The sequence below is a fragment of the Synechococcus sp. MIT S9452 genome (assembly GCF_047304245.1).
In the GTDB taxonomy this organism is placed as follows: Bacteria; Cyanobacteriota; Cyanobacteriia; order PCC-6307; family Cyanobiaceae; genus RCC307.
This window is the reverse complement of record NZ_CP138956.1, coordinates 1541786-1562407: the sequence shown is the minus strand read 5'-3', so window position 1 is coordinate 1562407 and position 20622 is coordinate 1541786. Positions and strand designations below refer to the sequence as shown.

Sequence of the window (20622 nt, the reverse complement as noted above, 5' to 3'; positions counted from 1 at the left end):
CACCCCTGTGATGGCTGGCCGCCAGGTTTTAGCCCTGAAGCACCGCTGCCGCGGCAGCCACGCCGGCCCCCGGCTGGGCTGAAGCCGCGCCGAGATCCACCAGGGCTCCTTCGATGGCGGCAACGGCGGTGAGCACGTCGCGATCGCACACAAAGCCCAGGTGGCCGATGCGGAACACCTGTCCTTTGAGGTGATCTTGGCCGCCCGCCAGCAGGATGTCGTAGCGGCCTTTGACGGCCTTGCGCAGGGCCTCAGCATCGATGCCTGCTGGTGCCACGGCGGTAATGGCCGGGCTGCCGTAGCCATCAGCGGCAAAGAGCGGCAAGCCAAGGGCGCGCATGGCGGCTTGGCTGGCGCAGCGGTGACGGTCGTGGCGGGCAAAAATTGCCTCGAGCCCCTCGTCTTGCATCAGATCAAGGGCAGCCTCCAAGGCGAAGTAGAGGTTGACCGGGGGGGTGAAGGGGTTGCTGTTGCCGGCGGCTGCTTTGCGGTAGCGCTCGAGATCCAGATAGAACTTCGGCAAATCAGATTGCTTTTGCGCGGCCCAGGCCCGCTCGCCCATGGCCACAAAGCCGAGGCCCGGCGGAATCATGTAGCCCTTTTGTGAGCCGGAGCAGACCACATCCAGCCCCCAGGCATCCACAGGCACTGAGCAGGCACCAAGGCTGGTGACCGCATCCACCACGATCAAGGCCTCCCCATGGGCTTTGACGTGGCGGTTGATGGTCTCCAGGTCGTTGATGACGCCAGTGGAGGTTTCCGAGTGCGTGAGGATCACCGCCTTGATCGCCTTGGCTGTGTCGGCTTCTAACGCGGTGCGGAAGGCCTCGGGATCCAAGGGCTGCCCCCAGTCCGCCTTGATGATCTCCACCTCAAGGCCGTAGGCCTTGGCCACCTTCACCCAGCGTTCGCCGAATTTGCCGTTGTCGCCGCAGATCACCTTGTCGCCGCGGCTGAGCACGTTGATGATTCCGGCTTCCATGGCCGCCGTGCCGCTGCCAGCGAGCACCAGCACATCGCCTTTGGTTTGATGCAGCCATTGCAGCTGCTCGGTGGTGCGGGCCACGATTTGTTGGAACTCCCCGCTGCGGTGGCCGATGGGATGGCGTGCCATCGCCAGGAGCACCCGTTCCGGCACAGGAGTGGGGCCGGGGATCATCAGTTGAAGCTTGTCCTTCATGCCGCTGGGTGGGGGGCCGGAATCCGGCTGGTGGATCATTCACCTTAAAAAGCAGCCGGTAATCCCCTTTGTCCGCCTCGTCCGCCCTCGACTCCGGCTACACCCTTCCGGTTTGGGTGGCGGTGGCCGCGGTGGCTGCCGTGCGGCAGCTCCGGGGTGATCCATCGGCGGAGCGCATTGGCCTTGAGCTGTTGCAGCCGGCGGGGCAACGGGAGCTGCCGATTGAGGCGGTGGCTCCCTTCGCCGATGGCAGTGCCTTGGCCATCAGCCGCTGTGATCCTGGCCCTGGCATGGACCTCACCCGGGGCTTGGCGGTGTGGGTGCGGGCCCGCTGGGCTGAGCCGCTTGAGGGGGCCTGCTTTGACGTGCAAGCCGGTGTTGGTGTGGGCCGCCTGGCGGAGGGAGGTGAGGTGTGCCTCTCGGGCTTTGCCCGCGAGCTGCTGCAGCACAACCTGGCTGGTTTGGTGCCGGCTGATCGCTCGGTGGCGCTGGAGGTGGTGTTGCCCCAAGGGCGCGAGCGGGCTTTGCGCACCTCCAATGCCGCCTTTGGGGTGGTGGAGGGATTGGCCTTGATCGGCACCCAAGCCGACGTGCAGCGCAGTGCGGCGCCGGATCAGTTGCAGGGCGCTTTAGACGAGTTGCGTCAGCGCGCAGAGCGGCCGCAGGGTTGCCCTGAGTTGGTTTTGGTGGTGGGGGAAAATGGCTTGGATTTGGCCCCTCGCCTGGGCTTGCCTGCTGAACTGCTGCTGAAAAGTGGCAATTGGATTGGCCCGCTGCTGGCCGCGGCCGCCGAGCAGGGGGTGCAGAGGCTGCTGTTGTTTGGCTACCACGGCAAATTGCTCAAGCTGGCGGGCGGCATCTTTCACACCCATCACCATTTGGCCGATGGCCGCGCCGAGGTGCTCACGGCCTTGGCGGCTCTCGAGGGGGTGCAGGGCGAGTTGCTTCGTGAGCTGCACAGCAGCGCCACCACTGAAGCTGGCATGCAATTGCTGCGGCAGCAGCAACCAGAGCTGGAGCAGCGGTTGCGGCAGCGGATCACAGCGGCCATCGAAGCGCGCACGGCAGCCAGCATTCAGGCCACCACGGGTTTGACCCTGGAGCCGGGGGTCGCCCTGTTTGATCGCTCCCGTCAGTTGTGGGCCGTTGGACCGCGAGGTCAGTCCTGGTTCGCTGAGGCCGCGTTTTAGGCTCTTTCGATTGCCTTAAGTGCCGATGTCCGCTGCTCTAGCTGGCCTGGAGGGAGCAGATGGGCGCCGCCCAGCGATCGTCATCCTTGATTTCGGCTCGCAGTACTCCGAGCTGATTGCCCGGCGTGTGCGGGAGACCGAGGTCTATTCCCTGGTGGTCAGCCACACCACCACCCTTGAGCAGCTGAAGGCCCTTGAGCCGCGCGGAATCATCCTCAGCGGCGGGCCCAGCTCGGTGTATGCCGCTGGAGCTCCGTTATGCGATCCGGGCATTTGGGATCTGGGGATCCCGGTGTTGGGGGTTTGCTACGGCATGCAGCTGATGGTGCAGCAGCTGGGCGGTTCCGTTGAGGCATCAGAACGCGGTGAGTACGGCAAGGCCCCGCTATTTGTGGACGATCCCACCGATCTGCTCACCAACGTCGACGACGGCTCGACGATGTGGATGAGCCATGGGGATTCGGTGCAAGCCCTCCCCGATGGCTTCACGCGCCTTGCCCACACCGACAACACCCCAGAAGCGGCGATTGCCCACCACGGCCGCAAGCTCTACGGCGTTCAGTTCCACCCCGAGGTGGTGCATTCCACCTGCGGCATGGCCCTGATCCGCAATTTCATCTACCACGTGTGTGGTTGTGAGCCGGATTGGACCACCGAGGCTTTCATCGATGAAGCCATTGCCGATGTGCGTGCGCGCGTGGGGAGCAAACGCGTGCTGCTGGCCCTCTCCGGTGGCGTGGACTCCTCAACCCTGGCCTTTTTGCTGCACAAGGCCATCGGTGATCAGCTCACCTGCATGTTCATCGACCAGGGCTTCATGCGCAAAGGCGAGCCCGAGTTTTTGGTCGAGTTCTTCGACAAGCGCTTCCACATCAATGTGGAGTACATCAATGCCCGTGAGCGCTTCATCAACAAGCTCGCCGGCATCGCTGACCCCGAGCAAAAGCGCCGCATCATCGGCACCGAATTCATTCGCGTGTTTGAAGAGGAGAGCAAGCGGCTTGGGCCCTTTGATTACCTCGCCCAGGGCACGCTCTATCCCGATGTGATTGAGAGCGCAGGCACCAACGTCGATCCCAAAACCGGCGAGCGTGTGGCAGTGAAAATCAAGAGCCACCACAACGTGGGTGGTTTGCCCAAGGACCTGCAGTTCAAGTTGGTGGAGCCCCTGCGGCGTCTGTTTAAAGACGAGGTGCGAAAAGTGGGCCGCAGTCTTGGCCTGCCTGAGGAAATCGTCCGGCGGCATCCCTTCCCCGGGCCAGGCCTAGCGATCCGGATTCTTGGTGAGGTGAGCGAAGAGAAGCTCGACATCTTGCGCGATGCCGATCTGATCGTGCGTGAAGAGGTGCGCGATGCCGGCCTCTATCACGACATTTGGCAGGCGTTTGCTGTGCTGTTGCCAGTGCGCAGTGTTGGTGTGATGGGAGACAAGCGCACCTATGCTTACCCAATCGTGTTGCGTTGCGTGGGCAGTGAAGACGGCATGACCGCCGATTGGTCTCGGTTGCCCTACGACTTGATGGAGCGCATTTCCAATCGAATCGTCAATGAGGTGAATGGCGTTAATCGCGTCGTCTATGACATCACCAGCAAGCCGCCGGGAACCATTGAGTGGGAATAGAATTATTTGGAATTGATTTTGATGCCATTTCTTTTTGTTTTTCTAGTAGGTCACCTTTAAATGTATTTATTAGGCGCATTATCAAGATGGCTTAAAAGGCCTTTAGCTTATAAGTTAGATTCTTTAATCTATCGAATAAAAGCCGATCATTCAGCAAAGCGCTTTATTTTATGGCTATTGAGGCAACTCTCAAAGTCAGTTTTTTTTAGACCATCATTATTCTTATTTCATGATAAGCAACAATATGTAATTGCCCCTACCAGGGAGGGGTTGTCGTACATAGTAAGTTCATCTGATCTTTGTATCGGCCGTCTTACTTTTGAGGATCAATTTTCTTATGAAAGCGAGATGATGGATGTGGTTATGAAAACTCTAGCGAAGCCTTGCTTCGATCAACTTCTTGACATTGGCTCGAATATTGGCTCAATTGCAATGTATTCCGTGTGTGCAAAATATGCTAGCTCTGCACTTGCTTTTGAGCCAGATTCATTGAATTATAAATTGCTGTCTTTGAATATCCAATTGAATAACTTGGCTGAAAAAATTACACCAAGAAACGTAGCTCTTTGTGATCAAAATAATACAACCCTTAAGTTTGCTAAATCTGCTCAAAACCATGGTGACCATCGAGTAGGTTTTTCGGAGCAACAAATTAACAGTTTTAATAGCCAAGAGTTTGTATTGGTTCAAGGACGTACTCTGGAATCTTATCGTGCCGAAATTAATACCAGTAGTTTGTTGATGGTTATGGATGCACAAGGATCAGAGGGGCATATTTTATCTGGTTTTCCATCCTTTCAAAATTCTAAAATCCCTTTGCTTGTTGAATATCATCCAAATGGACTAAGGAATTCTGGTGGTTTTGAAAAGTTTGTATCTTGCATCATGTCTTCTGGTAATACGCAGCTCATTGATATGCATGCTCCATCAGTTATCCTTCCGTTGTCTAAAAAGTCTTTGATTGGAATAGCCAACTCGTTGACCAGGGACGTTCCAGAAACAGATCTATTGATTTTCTAAAGTACAGTTTTTCTCCTAGGTTAGCTTTTGATGATTGTAATCCAATAGAAGTTAGGACTTCTTATGTCGAACACTAGTAACACTTCAGGCTACCTTCCTCAATTAGATGGTTTGCGAGCAGTCGCTGTGCTTGCAGTTATCATCAATCATTTTGATGTAGATTTACTGCCTAGTGGTTACTTAGGTGTAGACATATTTTTTGTTATCTCCGGTTTTGTGATAACTATGTCTGTTTTTTCTGCTAATAAATTTGACCGCAGATTTGCTTTTAAGTTTTTTGAAAAACGGCTTAAAAGGTTGCTTCCAGCTTTGTTGTTTTATGTTGTTGTTGTTGCTATTTTAATTTCTTTTGTTAATCCTTATCCCCAGTTGGCACTTAGAACAGGCCTTTCATCACTGCTTGGCTTTTCAAACTTATACTTGCTGAAGCAATCCGTTGATTATTTCTCTCATTCTACAGAGCTTAATCCATACACGCAGACATGGTCTTTGGGCATTGAAGAACAATTTTATTTATTATTCCCTTTCCTTGTCATGATGGCAGCAGGGGCTCTCGGGTTTAGAAACAATCGTGAAAACAACTATCTTTTCTTAGTATGTCCACTGGTGCTTGCGTCACTTACTTATTTTATTTATTTTTATCCAATCAATCTTTCCGTTGCATATTTTTCTCCACTGGCTCGCTTTTGGGAAATTGGTATTGGTTCAATTTTATATGTGCTGCTCATTAAGCGGCGTCAATATGAGAACTCTTTAGTATCTCATCTGTTGCTGTCAATGACAGTAGTCCTAACACTTATTAGCTTTTTCTTGCCAGTTGAAGTTGGTCTGTATTCCACGGTTTTAATTGTTGCTTTATCCTGTTTGCTCATTAGTTTTTTATTTAAAGAGAAGAGTTCTATTCTTCGTAAAGTTCTATCGTCATTTGTATTTGTCAAGATCGGACGTTTATCCTATTCCCTTTATCTTTGGCATTGGGGAGTCTTAGCTTTAAGTCGGTGGACAATCGGGGTTCATTGGTGGTCAGTCCTTCCTCAGCTTCTTCTTATATGGCTAATATCAGAGTTTTCATACCGCTATATAGAAAACCCGCTGCGAAGAGCAAATTTCCTGCATTCGACAGCAAAAAACATTATTTTTGGAATAACAGTCATTGCGGCTTTTGTTTCTGGTCTTTATTTTCTCTCCTTAAATTCTGCAAGATTGTATGCGGGTAAGACTTTGACATATCCGCAATGCCCAATTTTTGATGGTAGCTCCCCTGCATCGCCTGCCTCCAGGCAGTGGGTTGTTGGTGATAGTCATGCTGTTGCATTTGGTAAGTCATTATTTTCAGCAACGGAAGGAGATTGTCTGCATTTTACGCTGGATACTGGCAATTCTTTCCTGTTTAACCGGAATATTTATGGTAATACTGATGTTCCAGATGTGGAAGTAGAGCTGTTAGATCCATCATTATTTGTTGCTCATCTTAAGGCCTATTCTCCAGATTATGTTTTTGTAGCCCCTTATTGGCTTGGTTATTTTTCTCCTCCTAATCAAGCTATTGCTAATCCTGATTTTATTGCAAGGAAATGGACTTCTAAAAGTTTGGAAATGAGTTGGCAGGATGCATTTGATTCTTACCTTAATAGTCTGAGCTTAGTAGTTGATTCCGTGAGCAGCAAATTCATTATGGTGTTGCCCCCGCCTCGTTTTGACTGGATCCGCAGATATGTGGCACGGCCTGAATTTTGTCAAAAGCAGTGGTTCCAGCTATCGATATCAGATCCGAATTGTCCTGTGAATCATCCCAAGGCTGTAGTCGACCTGCAGTTCTTTGAAGAGCAAAGGTCTTATTTTGTTGATCAATTGGGTCAGTTTGCCGCAGCCCATCGAAATGTCCGTTTGTTCGACCCTGCTCAATTCTTATGTTCCGAAAGTAGTTGTGAAACAGAAGACGCGAGTGGCAATTATTTGTTCGATGACAGTCATCATGTTTCTGGGTATGGCTCTAGTCTGTACGTTGGAAAGTTAAGAGAAATAATCAATCCTCAACGTTCTGATTGAAAATCGCCCGGTGGTCGTGATCACCGGGACTAAGGGGTGGCGTCTGGCGCGACAGCTTGGGTGGCCCACTTAAAGAGTGTGGGGCTTGTCAAGCCTGGTTTTGCCTTGCCGTCGCCGATACCATCGGACACCGACCGACGTGTTGTGGCCAGCTCAGCGCCTCTCCAGCAAAACCAGCAGTTGCAACGGCGGTTGCAACAGGACAGCATCGAGCTCGCCGGTAAGACGGTTTACCTCAATCCCTTCTTGTATTGGCGGCGCTTTGATGCCAATACGGACCGTTGGCTGCGCGAGCCCGGTCAACTCAATGAGGACCAGATCACCACGAATCGTGTGCGCTTCTATCCCGAGGTTGTTTGGGAAAGCCTGAGTGATGAGGACCGCGCCATCAAAGATGGTTCCGTAGAGATGTTCCTCAAGAGCCTTGAGCTGATCAGCACTTTCAACCCGGAGCTGACTGCCGGCCAGCTGCTTGAGCTCGAGCGCAAGATGGCGGTCACCAAGAAGAAGGCCTTCGAGCATTGGGTCGGTAAGTCTCTGCGCCGCCGCAGCCAGGAGGAAAAGGCTGAGAAGCGTCGTTTCAGCCGTCAGCGCTGGGTGCGCGAGTGGCGGGAGTGGTTAGCTGATCCCACTACCGGACGGGCATTGCTGCCGGTGACCGGGCTCATCCTCACCGCTGGTTTTCTGGGTTGGCATCTGGGTTCCCAGCAGTTTTGCCGTGAGTTGATTCTTCAACCTGGGGTTCAAAGAAGCCGCTAAAACCGCCAGAGCGTGGCAGCCTGGATCTAATTCCTCTGGCTGATGGCTGAACCTTCTATCAATCCCTGGCTCAGTCTTGGCATGCAGCTGATGGACGCTGCGCGCCAGAAGTTGGCGACGCCTGCAGAGTCGGTGGTGCCTGTTGAGGTGACGGTGGAAGATCCTGATCAGCCCGCCAGTGTGGAGGCGTTGCAAGAGCGCTTGACAGCTATCACGGCCCGGTTGCAGCAACTGGAGGCCAAGCTGCTGCCATGAGCCTCGGTTTCTCACGCCGTGATGCCCGCTTTTGCGGCATGGGGCAGCAACCCGGCGTGATCCTGCTGGTGCTGTTGATGTTCTTCAGCGCCATCGGGATGCGCCTGGTGTGGATGCAATTGCTCCACGGCGCCGAGAACCGAGTGGCAGCTGACGAAAACCGCATCCGTTTGATGCCGCGCTCGCCTATCCGCGGGCGTTTGCTCGACCGTAAAGGCCGTGTGCTGGCCAGCAGCAAACTCACCTACACCTTGTTCATTGAGCCCCGGTTGGTCACCGATGAGCAATGGCCAGCCTTGAGGGATCGCTTGGCGGGTTTGCTGCAGCTTGATCCCAAGGGCTTGGATCAAGCGCGCGAGCGCGGCATGGGCAAAGACGGATACCGGATCCCTTTGGTGAATGGTCTGCAACCGGAGCAGGTGCTGCGTTTTCAAGAGCAGAACCTTGATCTGCCTGGCGCCAGCGTGGATATGGACATTCTGCGCTTCTACCCCCACGGGATGTTGGCGTCCCACACCTTGGGCTACACCCAGCCGATCACCGAAGACGAATACGACGTCTTGATTGATAAGGGCTACAAGATCCGCGACCGGATTGGCCGTATTGGCGTGGAAGCGGCCTACGAAAGCCATCTGCGCGGCAAATGGGGCGGCCAGATGTTGGAGGTGAACGCCAACGGAGAGGTGCAGCGCTATCTGGGTGATCGCCCCTCCAAGGCCGGAAAAGACCTCACGCTGACGATCGATCTGGATCTGCAACGGGCCGCGGAGAAGGCCCTCGCTGACAAGCGTGGTGGCGCCATCGTTGCCATGAATCCCACCACCGGGGCGATTCTGGCGATGGCCAGCAAGCCCAATTTTGACCCCAACTTCTTCTCCAAGCTGATCACCACGCAGCAGGAATACGACGCCCTGTTTAAGTCGCCCAACAAGCCGCTCTTCAGCCGGGCGATGAATGCCTACAACCCAGGTAGCACATGGAAAGTGGTGACTGGTATGGCGGGGATGGAATCGGGCAGGTTCCCCGCTGGCACCAAGCTGAAGACCATGGGCTGCATCACCTATGGCGGCCACTGCTTCCCGGATCACAACGGCGCCGGTTTTGGCACCATCGGCTACGAAGATGCGCTGCGCTTTTCCAGCAATACCTTTTTCTATCAAGTGGGTGTTGGCGTGGGGTCGCGTGAGCTCTACAAAGCCGCCAAGCTCCTAGGTTTTGATGGCCCCAGCGGGGTTGAGATCGGCTACGAGGAGAGCCCTGGGTTGGTGGGAAATGAAGATTGGGCCAATGAAGGTCGCGGCTGGGCGGAACCTGGAACCACCCCTTGGATTCCAGAAGACATGGCCTCAGCCTCTATTGGCCAGTCGATTGTTGAGATCACGCCATTGCAATTGGCCCGCGCTTACAGCGTGTTTGCCAATGGCGGTTACCTGGTGACGCCCCACCTGGCCGATCAAGGACAGGATTGGACGGCGCCGCCGCTGCGAACCAAGGTGGACATGAAGCCCAGCACCCTTGAAACCATTCGCGCCGGCCTGCGCAAGGTGGTGGCTGATGGCACCGGCTATGGCCTCAATGATCCTGCTCTTCCCCCTGGGGCTGGCAAAACAGGAACAGCAGAAGACAGCCAACGGGGCGGTCCAGACCATGCCTGGTTTGGCTGTTTCTCTCCCTACGACAACCCTGAAATCGTGGTGGCTGCGTTTGCCCAGAACACGCCAGGCGGTGGATCAGTGCATGCCCTGCCGATGGCCAAAAAGGTGCTCTTGGCCTGGCATTCGCAGAAAGGTGATTAACGCGCAGCCCTCAGGCCGCTGTGGTGAGGTTGGTCTCCAAGACTTGGCGGTAGTAACCGCGCAGTTGTTCGGTTGCACCGGCCCAGCCCCAGCGTTCGGCTTCGCTGCGGGCGGCATGGCGTAGGCCCTGGCGCTCGATGTCATTGCCGAGCAGTTTGCGGGTGGCTTCGATCAGGCTGGCGGCACCGCCATCGGCCCCATCGGGTTCATAGAGGCAGCCGTTGGTGCCATCGCTAATGATGTCGGGGATACCGCCGCGGTTGGCGCCCACCACTGGGCAGCCGGCCGCCATGGCTTCCAGCAACACCAGCCCAAGGGTTTCGGTGCTTGATGGGAACAGGAAGGCATCGCCGCTGGCATAGGCGCTGGCTAGTTCTTCTCCAGCCAAGTACCCCACAAAGGTGGTGGCGGTGCCTTCAAAGTGCTTTTCCAGCTGCTGGCGGTGAGGCCCATCACCCACTAGGGCCAGGCGCGCGTCGGGCAGGGCGTCCAAAACAGGCTTGATCCGTTCGATTTGTTTTTCAGCCGACAGCCGCCCCACATACACCAGCAGAGCACCGCGGTCGTCGTGTTCTCCCAGCAGGCGCTTGCGCATGGCGTCGCTGCGCAGTTCGGGGCGGAATAGATCGGTGTCGACACCGCGCTGCCACAGGGCGGTGTGCTGAATTCCTTTGTCGCTCAGTTCTTGCACCATCGCGGTGGAGGTGCAGAGGTTCAGCACCGCTTGGTTGTGGGCAGCTTTGAGCAGTTCCCAGAGCAGGGGCTCCAGCATGCCCATGCCGTAGTGCTCCAGGTACTTCGGTAGGTGGGTGTGGTAGCTGGCAATCAGCGGAATCCCTTTGCTCTTAGCCAGCCAGATGCCGCCCAGGCCCAGCACCGCAGGATTCACCACATGCACCAGGTCGGGCTGGAAGGCATCAATGGCTTCGGAGACCGCTGGTCTGGGCAAGGCCAGCTTCAGCTCGGGGTACAGCGGTAGGGGCATCGCTGGGACGCCCACCACCTTGGCACCCATGTAGTGGCTTGGCGCCCCTTCTGGGCAGAACACCACCACCTCATCGCCGGCTTCCACCAGGTGGCGCACGGTTTTGGTCAAACGGGTGACGATCCCGTCCACCTTGGGCAGGAAGGTTTCTGTGAAGAAGGCGATCTTCACTGGGCGTTAGCCGGCAATGGCCTGTTCTTGGGTCTTGGTCCAGGCGGACGTGCAGAGGATCCGGTTGCGGTCGCAGCGGTCGGCATAGCGGGTGGCGATCTCCACCACTTCCTTCAGCAAGCCGTCATCGAGAGTTGTGGGATTGAGGCCCAGCTCGATGAAGCAGCGGTTGTCCACGATCAGATCGTTTTCCACCGCTTCGTTGCGGGGATTGGGCAAGTTGTTCACCTGCGCGCCGGTCAGCGCCGCTACCTTCTTGGCTAGTTCGCCCACCTGATGGCTTTCGGTCATCTGGTTAAAGATTTTGACCCGCTCGCCTTTGACCGGAGCGTTGTCCAAGGCCAGCTGCACGCAGCGCACCGAGTCGCGGATGTGGATGAAGGCGCGGGTCTGGCCGCCGGTGCCATGCACGGTGAGCGGATAGCCAATGGCCGCCTGCATCAAGAAGCGATTCAAGACCGTGCCGTAGTCGCCGTCGTAGTCAAAGCGATTGGTCAGGCGTGGATCGCGGTCGGTGGCTTCGGTGTTGGTGCCCCAGACGATGCCCTGGTGCAGGTCGGTGATGCGGACCTGATCGTTTTTGTTGTAGTAGAGGAAGAGCAGCTGATCCAGCGTCTTGGTCATGTGATAAACGCTGCCCGGGCTGGCGGGGTGCAGGATCTCCTCCTCAAAACGGCTTCCATCGGGCTGGGGCACTTCCACCTTCAAGTAGCCCTCAGGGATGGTGGCGCCGCGGTGGGAGCCATAGCCGTAAACCCCCATGGTGCCGAGGTGCACCACGTGGATATCGAGGCCGCTCTCCACGATGGCGGCCAGCAGGTTGTGGGTGCCGTTGACGTTGTTATCGACGGTGTAGCGCTTGGTGGCGCTGCTCTTCATCGAATAGGGCGCGGCGCGCTGCTCGGCGAAATGGACCACCGAGTCGGGCTTCTCCTCGAGCAGTAGATCCAGCAGCCGCTGGTACTCATGGGCGATGTCCATGTGGACAAAGCGCATCTGCTTGCCGCCGATCTCACTCCAGGCCTTGAGGCGCTCCCCAATGCTGGTGATCGGGGTGAGCGATTCCACCTCCAGATCGATGTCGATCTTGCGGCGGCTGAGGTTGTCAACGATCAGAACGTCGTGGCCCTGATCGGCCAAATTCACGGCGCATGGCCAGCCGCAAAAGCCGTCACCACCAAGGACCAGGACCTTCACGACTGTCTCCTGACGAACGGAGCCGAGCTCCCATCCGGGCAAGCTACTACAGGGTTCCGGAGCTTCAGCTGATGCGGACGGCCACCGCCATCATTGCCAGCACGACCGCTCCGCCCATGCCGATCATCATCAGGCGCTTGTTGTTTGAGCCTGTTGTGGCGGGCTCTGCGTAGGTCATTCGCGGTTCTGACGCGAAGAGATTGAGCCGTCCGCCGTCTTCCTCGGTGACTGCCATGGGAGTTAAGCCAATTGATGCAGACCCTATGGAGCAGTAGGCATTTCAGCTCATAGTCTTAAAAAGCCTTTATGTGATCCGGCCCTGTTGCGGCGAGCTGGCACTGGCTTGGGCCCGTTTGGGCATGGCCCCACTGAGGTGGCTCAGGCGTCCGGCCTCAGCGGCTAAGGCCATGGCCCGCGCTGTGGTGGGGGGATGGCCGCTGAGGGCAATGGCGCTGTTGATCAGCAGGGCGTCAGCACCAATTTCCATGGCCATGGCGGCATCGCTGGGGACGCCAATGCCGGCATCCACCACCACCGGAACGTTGGCTGCCTCAATGATCAGCTTGATGTTGGCCAAATTGGCTAATCCTTGGCCGCTGCCGATGGGGGAAGCCAGGGGCATCACGGTGGCGCAACCGACCGCTTCCAGTCGGCGCGCCAACAGCGGATCGGCGTTGATGTAGGGCAGCACGGTGAATCCTTCAGCTACCAGTTGCTTGGCAGCTTCGAGGGTTCCGATCGGATCGGGCAGCAGATAGGAGCCTTCCGGGATCACCTCCAACTTCACGAAGGTGTTGTCGCTCTGGCCGGCCAAAGCCGCCAGTTCTCGCCCCAGGCGTGCCACACGCACCGCGTCTTCAGCGGTGGTGCAGCCGGCGGTATTGGGCAGCATCCAAATCTTGGTCCAGTCGATGGCTTCCATCAGGCCGCCATGGCCTGGAGCGCCGCTCTGCACGCGGCGCACAGCCACCGTGACGATCTCGCAGCCGCTGGCCTCAATGCTCTGCTGCAACGAGGGGATGTCGGGGTATTTGCCGGTGCCGGTCATCAGCCGGCTGTTGAAACGCCTGCTGCCGATCTGCAGCGGCGTGTCTTGGGTGGTGGTGGCCATGATTTGATCGTGCGGCGTGGTGCCGGCTTTGCGCAAGCCTCTGTTGGCTTCGAACGGCTGACGAGCTGGTGCGCCTGCGGCTGAATTTGCTGACAGCTTTCTTACCTTGAGCTGTAACGACTTATTGATGGCTGTGCCGCTGCCGTTTCTGCCCTTGGTGGCAATGACTGATCCAGCGCTGCTCCCGGTTGATCTGCCGGCGCCAGCCATGGTGAGCCCACTGGAAGTTGAGACCATTGAGCCGCTCGATGCAGATCGCATCGAAGTCCGCACCTTTGATCCGATTAAACGGGCCCGCAAGCTTGCATTGGAGCTGCCGCGTCAATGGCAAGGAACGTTGCGCTTGGCCAAATCCACTGAGCACCTGCCTGCAGATTTGGTGATTGATCGCCTCGTCCCCCTTGAGGCCATGCTTGATGTGTTTGGTCAGCTGACCATTGCCGGCCAGACATTTCCTGTTCAGGGCAATCTGAACGCTGCAACTGATCAACTCAGCCTGGTGCCACTGGGTGATGATCTGCCGGCTGAATTGGAGCCAGGCGGCAATTTCCTTGGGCTGCAGATGTTCAACATCAGCATGTGGATCGGTCCGCGGCTGACGAGTCGCGCGGCACTGTTGAGCCTGAAGCCCATCACTGGCTATCAGGAACCGCCCGTTCGCGGGCTTTGGTAACCGTTAGCCGTTAGGGGCGCAACAGCTTGAGCCGCTTGGTAGCTGTGCGGTTACCGGGTTCTAACTCCAAGGAGCGTTGATACAGCTCCACGGCTTCATCGCCCTTTTGCTGTTTTTCCAGTGAGTAGGCGAGGTTGTTGAGCGCCACCGGATAGTCCCCACGGGCCTTGAGCGCCAGTCGGTAGTGGCGCACTGCTTCTTTGTGGTTTTGCTGCGCTGCTAACGCAAAGCCCAGGGCGTTTTCAATCAAGGCCCTTGCCTCTGCCGGTTCGCTCGCCGAGAGCTTGGCTGCACGTTTGAGGCTGCTGGCTGCTTGGGCGAACAGGCGCTTGTCGAGTTGGACCGAGCCCAACTCGTAGAGGCTGGCGGCATCGGCGTTGGTGTCTTGGCAACGCCTTTCCAAGCTCGCCAATTGCCCTTCTTGCTTCCTGACGCGCAAGACCTGCCGGCCCACCACCACAGAGACCACGCCGAGCAACACGATCAGGCCCAATAGGTAGGCCTGGGGCAGGGCGAAGTTCATTAGCGCTGGTTTCAGGACTTGGCGGCAGCCACCACGGTTTCAAAGCCGGAGGGATCCAGCACGGCCAGTTGGGCCAGCATCTTGCGGTTGATGCGCACATCAGCCTTCTTGAGGCCACCGATCAAACGGCTGTAGCTGACGCCGTTCATGCGAGCCGCGGCATTGATGCGTGCAATCCAGAGGCGACGGAAATCGCGCTTGCGGCGGCGACGGTCGCGGTAGGCGTTGCACAACGCCTTCATCACCCGCTGGTTCGCGGTGCGGAAGAGGGTGCCATTGCTTCCCTGGAAGCCGCGCGCGAGGCGGAGGATCTTGTTGCGGCGGTTGCGGGCGACGTTGCCCCTCTTAACGCGGGCCATGGTTCAAACGGATGGGGATTTAAAAGCGGAAAGGGCTGCTGCTCAGCCGGAGTAGGGGAGCATGTGGCTCACCCGGTCGTGGTCGCGCTCATCAACCACAGCCATGGTGCCCAGGTAGCGCTTGCGCTTAGGGCTCTTATGGTCGAGCAAGTGATTGTGGAACGCGCGCCGACGCATGAACTTGCCGCTGCCCGTGACACGGAAACGCTTGGCTGCGGCCCGGCGGGTCTTGAGCTTTGGCATGTCGGACGCCCTGCGCACAAACAATCAAGTTACGGGGCGAACCTCCCTTTCGCCAAGTTTTTCGTTTATCCCGTGGATTGGCCTAACGCTTCCGCTCGTGCTGGTGGCGGGTTGTCGTTCCGCTCCCAGGGCCACCGAAGCGCCCCCCAAGCCGGTGGTTCCGCTGCACTGGCCCACCCAGCCAGCGCCCCCCCTGCAAGGGGACAACCCTGAGCTGTGGGTCAGCTTGGTGCCCCATTTGCCGCAGTTCCGTGGCGGTGTTCCCACGGAGTTGTTGCTGCGCGCCGCAGCTGGAACCCTGCTGCTCACTGCAGCCGATGGCGAGCGTTGGCAGGGCTCAGCCTTTCCAGTGCGCTGGAGCCAGGAGCCCCTGGCGCAACCGCTGACCATCCAACGGCAGGTTTTGGGACCCTTTGCGTCCCATGAATCAGCCCTGCAGCAGGCGGAGGCTTGGCAACAACAAGGTGCTGCGGCTGTGGTGGCCCATCCGGCGGATTGGGAGGTTTGGGCGCCCCTGGGCAGTCCGGATCCAGGCCAGCCCAGCCGCCTGGTGAGTGAGACCCATACGCAGTCTTGGCAACCGGTGCTGGATCGCCAGGGCACCCCCACGGTGATCCAGGGACCGCTGCAGATCGATGCCCCTGAGGGGTTGCGTTGGGCAGGTGCGACCTATCGCGGCCGCTTCCGGCTGCAACGGGATGCCTATGGCAGCTGGACCCTGCTGCAGCAGGCCCCCATGGAGAGCTATCTGCTCGGGGTTGTGCCCCATGAGATTGGTGCTGGCTCGCCCCTTGAAGCCCTCAAGGCCCAAACCGTTTTGGCCCGCACGTGGGCCATGGCCAATCGCGGGCGTTTTGCGGTGGATGGTTATCACCTCTGCTCTGACACCCAGTGCCAGGTGTACAGCGATCCTTCCGCTGCAGGCGGTGCCGTGCGGCAGGCCTTAGCCAGCACCGCAGGCCAAGTGCTCACCTGGGATGGCCAAGCTCTGCATGGGGTTTACAGCGCCAGCAATGGCGGGGTGTCATCGGGCTTGGAGGAGGTGTGGCAAGCCTCGGCCCAGCCCTACCTCAAGCCGGCCGTGGATGGCCCCGTTCCATTGCCCCAGCAATTTCCGCTGCCGATCCAAGGGGATGGCCCTGTGCGTTCGTTGCTGCGGAACCGCAATTTCTATGGCGCTGGCCATCCAAGGTTCCGTTGGACGCGCCGTTACAGCGCCACGCGGCTTGAGCAGTTGGCTGCCGCTGCCGGTAGCCCCATCGGCGCGGCTGAGGCTGTCTCGGTGGCAGGCCGAGGCCCCAGCGGCCGCGTGCTTCAGCTCATCGTTGTGGGAACGGACGGGCGTTGGGTGCTCGAGCGGGATCAGATTCGCCGTCAGTTGCGGGCGCTTCCCAGCACGCTGTTTGTTGTTGAGCGAGAGAGCCCAGCTGTGTGGTTCTTTGACGGTGGTGGATTCGGCCATGGCGCAGGGCTCTCCCAGGCCGGAGCCATTGATTTGGCCAGCCGCGGCTGGAGCAGCGAGCGGATTTTGCGCCACTACTTCCCAGGTGCGGAGCTGCAGCCGGTTAAAAATCTTTCTTCGCAGGTATCCCCTTAAAGTGCGCCGGAGTTCAGGCCTGCATGCCGAACGGCGATTCCCCAGCATCTGAATCGCCCGTCATGGCGTCTGTGATCGACGATCTGGCGTGGTCAGATGGTCGGCGGCGCAAGGCTTTGATCGTTGTTTTGGCCTGTTTGTGGGCTGGGGCTGCCCCCCATTGTCTGGGGCCAGTGCGTGGCTTGCTGCCTGCGTTTGGTCTGACGTTGATGCTGGGGGGCTACGGCTTCTCCACCCTGCGGCGTGGCCGCAGTTCAGCAGCTGCGGTGAGCAGTGCTCCGCCTGCTGATGCCGTGGTCCCGGCCATCGATGTGCTGGTGGCCGCCCGCGATGAGGAGCAGGTGATCGCCCGGCTGGTGCAGGCCATCGCTGGCTTGGAGTACCCCGCTGATCGCCTCAAGCTCTGGGTGATGGATGACGGCAGCGATGACCGCACTCCCGAGATCCTCAACCAGCTCAGCGCAACCCATTCCTTCTTGCAGGTGCGCCGCCGGCCTCGCAATGCCGGTGGCGGCAAATCCGGGGCGCTCAATGCCCTGCTGCCCCAACTGCAGGGGGATTGGTTACTGGTGCTCGATGCCGATGCAGCCCTGACGCCTGATGTCTTGTTGCGGCTGCAGCCTCAGCTCAATGATTCCGCCCTGGGAGCTGTGCAACTTCGCAAGGCCGTGGTGGGCGCTGATAGCAACTGGTTGACGCGCTCCCAAGCCCTGGAGATGGCCTTCGACGCTGAAATGCAGCTGGGCCGCATCGCCCAAGGGGGAATTGGTGAACTGCGCGGCAACGGTCAGCTGATCCGCCGCCAGGTGCTGTTGGATTGCGGCGGCTTCAATGAAGACACCGTCACCGACGATCTGGATCTCAGCTTCCGCCTGCTGCTGGCGGGCCAACAGGTGAGCGTGTTGTGGAATCCCGTCGTTGATGAGGAGCCGGTGATGCGCTGGGGCGCGCTCTGGCGTCAACGGCAGCGCTGGGCGGAAGGCGGTTTGCAGCGCTTTTTGGATTACTGGCCGGCGCTCTTCTCCGATCGCCTCAGCGGCCGTCAACAGCGGGATTTGATTGTCTTTTTCCTGCTCCAATACGGCCTGCCGTTGGCCACGGTGGGGGATGTGTTCGGCATGATTTGGTGGCGGCAGTGGCCGCTGCTGTGGCCCCTTTCGGTGTCGACCTTGAGCCTCAGTGCTCTGGCGTTGTGGCGTTCAGGCCGTCGCCATTCAGAAGGGCCTGAGCTTCCAAAGGCCACCGGTTGGAACCTGCTGGTGGCGAACACCTATTTGATCCACTGGTTCTTGGTGATCCCCTGGGTGGCGGTTCGCATGGCCCTTCGCCCCAAACGGTTGGTTTGGGCCAAGACCGTGCACGCTGGCTTGAGCGTCAGCAGTTAGGCCGCGGTGTCGTCGCTGACGACGGCACCATCGAAGAAGTCAGCAAAGCGCTTGGCCTGTTGTTCCAATTGACCGCTATTGGCGGGTAGTGGTGGAGTCGGCACCTCGTTTGGGGGGGCAACGGGAGGTTCCGCAGACGGTGGTGGTGATGCTGCCGCCACTGGAGGAGCGGCTGGCGCGGCTGCCTGAGCTTCTGGTGCCGGCGGTGGCGTCACAGCTGCTGGACTTGGGTTAGTCGGTGGCGCTTGCTGTGACGCCATGGGGGCCGGAGCTGCGGCGGCGGGGGGCTGAGGTGGTTGCTTTTGCTGGCTCGGTTCGCCGGCTTCCAGCACCACCTGGCGGGGTTGCCCAAGCACTTTGGCGGCCGCTTGCTCCAGCAGAGGTAGGCGGCTTTGCACCATGCCGGCCCAATTGGGGGCCACGCGCACAACAGCTCGTTGGTTGTCGAGGCGAACTAGTTCCCCTTGCTGCGTCAGCAGCATGCGTGTGGAGGGGAGCTCCAAGCTGGCCAGGATTTGTTGCCAGAGGCTATTGAGATCGAGATTGGCGGCTGCGGGAGCGGGAGCAGAAGCGGCTTCTGGCGCCGGTGTTGTGGTGGCTGCTGGTGCAGGGGCTGCGGCCGGCTCAGCGGCAGGAGCGGGCACCGGAACGGGTGCGGCAGCTGGAGCAGGTGGAGCTGAGACAGGCGCTGGCGTTTGAGTTGGAGCAGGTGCCTGGGCCACCGGTGCTGGAGCTGCAGCGATCGCACCGGCCTGGGGTTCAGCCAGCAGGCCCAGCAGCAACACCTCAAGCCACAGCCGCGGCTGGGCGCTTTGGCGCAATTGCACTTCGCTGCCGCGCAGGCCCTCTTGCCAGCGCAACAGTCGCGCACGCCCCAGTTGTTGGGCCAGAGCCGGCAGCGCCTCGCGATTGGCCGGGGAAAAGCCAGTGAGCTCCAGATGTTGTGGGGCTGCTAGGGCGAGTACCAGATCCCTCAGCAAGCCGGCCAGGCCTTGCAGCACAGCAGCTGGTTCGCGGCCGCGATCCAATAGCTGGCGGCAGCTCTGCAGTAGGTCCAAGGGGTCGGCGGCCTGCAAGGCTCCGGCGAGCTGCAGCAGCTCCTGCTCCGGCACGGCTCCCAGCAGTTCCCACACCGCGTCGGGTTCCACGGGGGGCGGCAGCAAGCTGAGTTGATCCAGCAAGCTTTCAGCGTCCCTGAGGCCCCCTTGAGCCAGCTGGGCCACCAGGTGCACCGCTTCTGGGGTGATGTTGATCGCCTCTTGCTCAGCTATCCAAAGCAGGTGTTGCTCGAGCGCCTGAAGGGGTATGCGGCGGAAATCAAAGCGCTGGCAGCGACTCAAGATCGTTGGCAACACCCGCTGGGGATCGGTGGTGGCCAGCACAAACACCACCCGCGGCGGCGGCTCTTCGAGGGTTTTGAGCAGGGCATTGAACGCCGCGGTGGAGAGCATGTGGCATTCATCCACCACATAGACCTTCCAGCGCGCCTGCACCGGTGCAAAGCGCGAGCGCTCGATCAGGTCGCGGATGTTGTCGACCCCGGTGTTGGAGGCGGCATCGATTTCGATGACATCAAGGGCGCCACCGGCTGCGATTGCGGTGCAGAGTTCGCATGTCCCGCAGGGTTCAGCGGTCGGCCCCTCACTGCTGAGGCAATTGAGTGATCGCGCCAGGATCCGGGCGCTGGAGGTTTTGCCGGTGCCGCGCGGGCCACTGAATAGATAGGCCGGAGCGATCCGGCCCCGTTGCAGCGCCTGGCTCAAGGTGGCGGCGATGGCTTCTTGGCCCACAAGTTGATCAAACCGCTGGGGCCTGTACTTGTGGTGCAGCGGTTCGTAGGCCATGGGTGGAGGCTACTCAGCCTTGTCGCTCTCTCCCAGTAGCCGTTTGAGCTGTCCTTCCAATTCATCAACAGCAGCCAACTGGTCCGCCAGTGATTGGGCTTGCAGCCGCGGCAGTGCATCGCTGTTGCTCTCGCGCTGCCACCACTGCTCCATCTGCTGCAGTTCACGCTCCAGTCGTGCTTGCAGCCGCTCGCGCAGGCTTGTTAGTTCAGCCAGGGCCCGGCGTGCCACGCCAGCTCCCTGCTCCATGCTCAGCCCCCGTTGCAGCAATAGCCGCACGGTTGCCAGGAGGGCCGCCGGCAGCATCTGACCCATCGCCAAAGCCCCCAGCGCACCGCTGCCCAGGGCTCGCTCCACCTGGCTGCTGCGGTGTTGACCGGTCTTGCACCAGACCGCGAAGTGCTCACAGTTGTTGAACAGCAGGTTGTAGCGCTGCTCGCCAATGCGGCTCATGGCCCTGCGCAGGGTCTGGCCGCTGGGATCAGCGTCGTCGTAGCTGATCACCCGAGGGGTTTCGCCCAAGCAAAACTCCTCGAGGGGGCTGCGCAGAATCTGCTCCCCTTCGAGGTAGTGGGCCACGCTGCCATCGCCTAGATCAATGCCGTGGTGCATGAACAGCCCGTGGCGCCGTGGCACCTCCAGGTGATCGGCCGCGGCCACGGCG

At 59.0% G+C, this 20622-nt stretch carries 20 protein-coding genes; 10 read left to right on the top strand and 10 right to left on the bottom strand.

The window, feature by feature from the left end; translation table 11 throughout:
• Positions 1–28: 28 nt before the first annotated feature.
• Positions 29–1180, bottom strand: coding sequence for a pyridoxal-phosphate-dependent aminotransferase family protein (locus SIB46_RS08250; protein ID WP_413295678.1), 1152 nt, complete (start codon positions 1178–1180; stop codon positions 29–31).
• A gap of 68 nt (positions 1181–1248) precedes the next feature.
• Here SIB46_RS08250 and cbiD point away from each other — a divergent pair, with 68 nt between their 5' ends.
• The 7 genes from cbiD (at position 1249) to mrdA (ending at position 9870) form a co-directional block, all read left to right on the top strand.
• Positions 1249–2370 (top strand): cobalt-precorrin-5B (C(1))-methyltransferase CbiD, encoded by a 1122-nt coding sequence (gene cbiD, locus SIB46_RS08245; RefSeq protein ID WP_413295677.1) that lies wholly within the window; start codon positions 1249–1251, stop codon positions 2368–2370.
• Positions 2371–2395: 25 nt separating this feature from the next.
• On the top strand, positions 2396–3991 hold the full coding sequence (guaA, locus tag SIB46_RS08240; RefSeq protein ID WP_413295676.1) for a glutamine-hydrolyzing GMP synthase: 1596 nt from the start codon (positions 2396–2398) through the stop codon (positions 3989–3991).
• Between the two features lie 60 nt (positions 3992–4051).
• On the top strand, positions 4052–5011 hold the full coding sequence (locus SIB46_RS08235; RefSeq protein WP_413295675.1) for an FkbM family methyltransferase: 960 nt from the start codon (positions 4052–4054) through the stop codon (positions 5009–5011).
• A gap of 63 nt (positions 5012–5074) precedes the next feature.
• Positions 5075–7060 carry an acyltransferase family protein gene (locus tag SIB46_RS08230; protein WP_413295674.1) on the top strand — a complete coding sequence of 662 codons (1986 nt, stop codon included), beginning with the start codon at positions 5075–5077 and terminating at the stop codon, positions 7058–7060.
• Positions 7061–7165: 105 nt separating this feature from the next.
• Positions 7166–7819 carry a hypothetical protein gene (locus SIB46_RS08225; protein ID WP_413295673.1) on the top strand — a complete coding sequence of 218 codons (654 nt, stop codon included), beginning with the start codon at positions 7166–7168 and terminating at the stop codon, positions 7817–7819.
• A gap of 42 nt (positions 7820–7861) precedes the next feature.
• On the top strand, positions 7862–8074 hold the full coding sequence (locus SIB46_RS08220) for a hypothetical protein (RefSeq protein ID WP_413295672.1): 213 nt from the start codon (positions 7862–7864) through the stop codon (positions 8072–8074).
• Positions 8071–9870, top strand: a complete 1800-nt coding sequence (mrdA, locus tag SIB46_RS08215) for a penicillin-binding protein 2 (RefSeq protein ID WP_413295671.1) — start codon at positions 8071–8073, stop codon at positions 9868–9870. The genes SIB46_RS08220 and mrdA overlap by 4 nt, the downstream gene beginning before the upstream one ends.
• A gap of 10 nt (positions 9871–9880) precedes the next feature.
• Here mrdA and SIB46_RS08210 read toward each other — a convergent pair whose 3' ends face one another.
• The 4 genes from SIB46_RS08210 to SIB46_RS08195 form a co-directional block, all read right to left on the bottom strand.
• Positions 9881–11026 (bottom strand): glycosyltransferase family 4 protein, encoded by a 1146-nt coding sequence (locus SIB46_RS08210; protein ID WP_413295670.1) that lies wholly within the window; start codon positions 11024–11026, stop codon positions 9881–9883.
• A 6-nt stretch (positions 11027–11032) separates the two neighbouring features.
• Positions 11033–12223: an NAD-dependent epimerase/dehydratase family protein gene (locus tag SIB46_RS08205; protein ID WP_413295669.1), complete on the bottom strand. Its 1191-nt coding sequence runs from the start codon at positions 12221–12223 to the stop codon at positions 11033–11035.
• 64 nt (positions 12224–12287) lie between these two features.
• On the bottom strand, positions 12288–12458 hold the full coding sequence (gene psb34, locus SIB46_RS08200) for a photosystem II assembly protein Psb34 (protein WP_413295668.1): 171 nt from the start codon (positions 12456–12458) through the stop codon (positions 12288–12290).
• A 69-nt stretch (positions 12459–12527) separates the two neighbouring features.
• Entirely contained in the window at positions 12528–13334 is an 807-nt protein-coding gene (locus SIB46_RS08195; RefSeq protein ID WP_413295667.1) for a thiazole synthase, read from the bottom strand.
• 127 nt (positions 13335–13461) lie between these two features.
• On the opposite strand from SIB46_RS08195, the gene SIB46_RS08190 reads away from it, so the two are divergent.
• Positions 13462–14007 carry a hypothetical protein gene (locus SIB46_RS08190; protein WP_413295666.1) on the top strand — a complete coding sequence of 182 codons (546 nt, stop codon included), beginning with the start codon at positions 13462–13464 and terminating at the stop codon, positions 14005–14007.
• Between the two features lie 10 nt (positions 14008–14017).
• On the opposite strand, the gene SIB46_RS08185 is transcribed toward SIB46_RS08190, so the two are convergent.
• The 3 genes from SIB46_RS08185 to rpmI are packed head-to-tail and all read right to left on the bottom strand — an operon-like array spanning position 14018 to position 15132.
• Positions 14018–14530: a tetratricopeptide repeat protein gene (locus SIB46_RS08185; protein WP_413295665.1), complete on the bottom strand. Its 513-nt coding sequence runs from the start codon at positions 14528–14530 to the stop codon at positions 14018–14020.
• An 11-nt stretch (positions 14531–14541) separates the two neighbouring features.
• A complete protein-coding gene (gene rplT, locus SIB46_RS08180; RefSeq protein WP_011934477.1) occupies positions 14542–14889 on the bottom strand; it encodes a 50S ribosomal protein L20 in 348 nt (115 codons plus the stop codon).
• 42 nt (positions 14890–14931) lie between these two features.
• A complete protein-coding gene (gene rpmI, locus SIB46_RS08175; protein ID WP_413295664.1) occupies positions 14932–15132 on the bottom strand; it encodes a 50S ribosomal protein L35 in 201 nt (66 codons plus the stop codon).
• On the opposite strand from rpmI, the gene SIB46_RS08170 reads away from it, so the two are divergent.
• Together SIB46_RS08170 and SIB46_RS08165 are read left to right on the top strand one after the other, a co-directional pair.
• The gene (locus SIB46_RS08170; RefSeq protein ID WP_413295663.1) at positions 15083–16729 is read left to right on the top strand and encodes a SpoIID/LytB domain-containing protein; all 1647 of its coding nucleotides are present in this window, start codon (positions 15083–15085) and stop codon (positions 16727–16729) included. The genes rpmI and SIB46_RS08170 overlap by 50 nt on opposite strands.
• A gap of 62 nt (positions 16730–16791) precedes the next feature.
• Positions 16792–18114 (top strand): glycosyltransferase, encoded by a 1323-nt coding sequence (locus SIB46_RS08165; protein WP_413295662.1) that lies wholly within the window; start codon positions 16792–16794, stop codon positions 18112–18114.
• Here the strand turns inward: SIB46_RS08165 and SIB46_RS08160 are convergent.
• The gene (locus SIB46_RS08160; RefSeq protein ID WP_413295661.1) at positions 18111–19958 is read right to left on the bottom strand and encodes a DNA polymerase III subunit gamma/tau; all 1848 of its coding nucleotides are present in this window, start codon (positions 19956–19958) and stop codon (positions 18111–18113) included. The genes SIB46_RS08165 and SIB46_RS08160 overlap by 4 nt on opposite strands.
• A 9-nt stretch (positions 19959–19967) precedes the next feature.
• On the bottom strand, positions 19968–20618 hold the full coding sequence (locus SIB46_RS08155; RefSeq protein ID WP_413295660.1) for a lecithin retinol acyltransferase family protein: 651 nt from the start codon (positions 20616–20618) through the stop codon (positions 19968–19970).
• Positions 20619–20622: the final 4 nt, after the last annotated feature.

What these genes read in the sequence shown, in the direction of transcription:
- SIB46_RS08190 (WP_413295666.1), top strand. Translation starts at nt 13,462, where the DNA reads ATGGCTGTGCCGCTGCCGTTTCTGCCCTTGGTGGCAATGACTGATCCA.
- SIB46_RS08235 (WP_413295675.1), top strand. Translation starts at nt 4,052, where the DNA reads ATGTATTTATTAGGCGCATTATCAAGATGGCTTAAAAGGCCTTTAGCT.
- rplT (WP_011934477.1), bottom strand. Translation starts at nt 14,889, where the DNA reads ATGGCCCGCGTTAAGAGGGGCAACGTCGCCCGCAACCGCCGCAACAAG.
- SIB46_RS08185 (WP_413295665.1), bottom strand. Translation starts at nt 14,530, where the DNA reads ATGAACTTCGCCCTGCCCCAGGCCTACCTATTGGGCCTGATCGTGTTG.
- SIB46_RS08250 (WP_413295678.1), bottom strand. Translation starts at nt 1,180, where the DNA reads ATGAAGGACAAGCTTCAACTGATGATCCCCGGCCCCACTCCTGTGCCG.
- guaA (WP_413295676.1), top strand. Translation starts at nt 2,396, where the DNA reads ATGTCCGCTGCTCTAGCTGGCCTGGAGGGAGCAGATGGGCGCCGCCCA.
- SIB46_RS08220 (WP_413295672.1), top strand. Translation starts at nt 7,862, where the DNA reads ATGGCTGAACCTTCTATCAATCCCTGGCTCAGTCTTGGCATGCAGCTG.
- psb34 (WP_413295668.1), bottom strand. Translation starts at nt 12,458, where the DNA reads ATGGCAGTCACCGAGGAAGACGGCGGACGGCTCAATCTCTTCGCGTCA.
- SIB46_RS08160 (WP_413295661.1), bottom strand. Translation starts at nt 19,958, where the DNA reads ATGGCCTACGAACCGCTGCACCACAAGTACAGGCCCCAGCGGTTTGAT.
- mrdA (WP_413295671.1), top strand. Translation starts at nt 8,071, where the DNA reads ATGAGCCTCGGTTTCTCACGCCGTGATGCCCGCTTTTGCGGCATGGGG.
- SIB46_RS08195 (WP_413295667.1), bottom strand. Translation starts at nt 13,334, where the DNA reads ATGGCCACCACCACCCAAGACACGCCGCTGCAGATCGGCAGCAGGCGT.
- rpmI (WP_413295664.1), bottom strand. Translation starts at nt 15,132, where the DNA reads ATGCCAAAGCTCAAGACCCGCCGGGCCGCAGCCAAGCGTTTCCGTGTC.
- SIB46_RS08230 (WP_413295674.1), top strand. Translation starts at nt 5,075, where the DNA reads ATGTCGAACACTAGTAACACTTCAGGCTACCTTCCTCAATTAGATGGT.
- SIB46_RS08165 (WP_413295662.1), top strand. Translation starts at nt 16,792, where the DNA reads ATGGCGTCTGTGATCGACGATCTGGCGTGGTCAGATGGTCGGCGGCGC.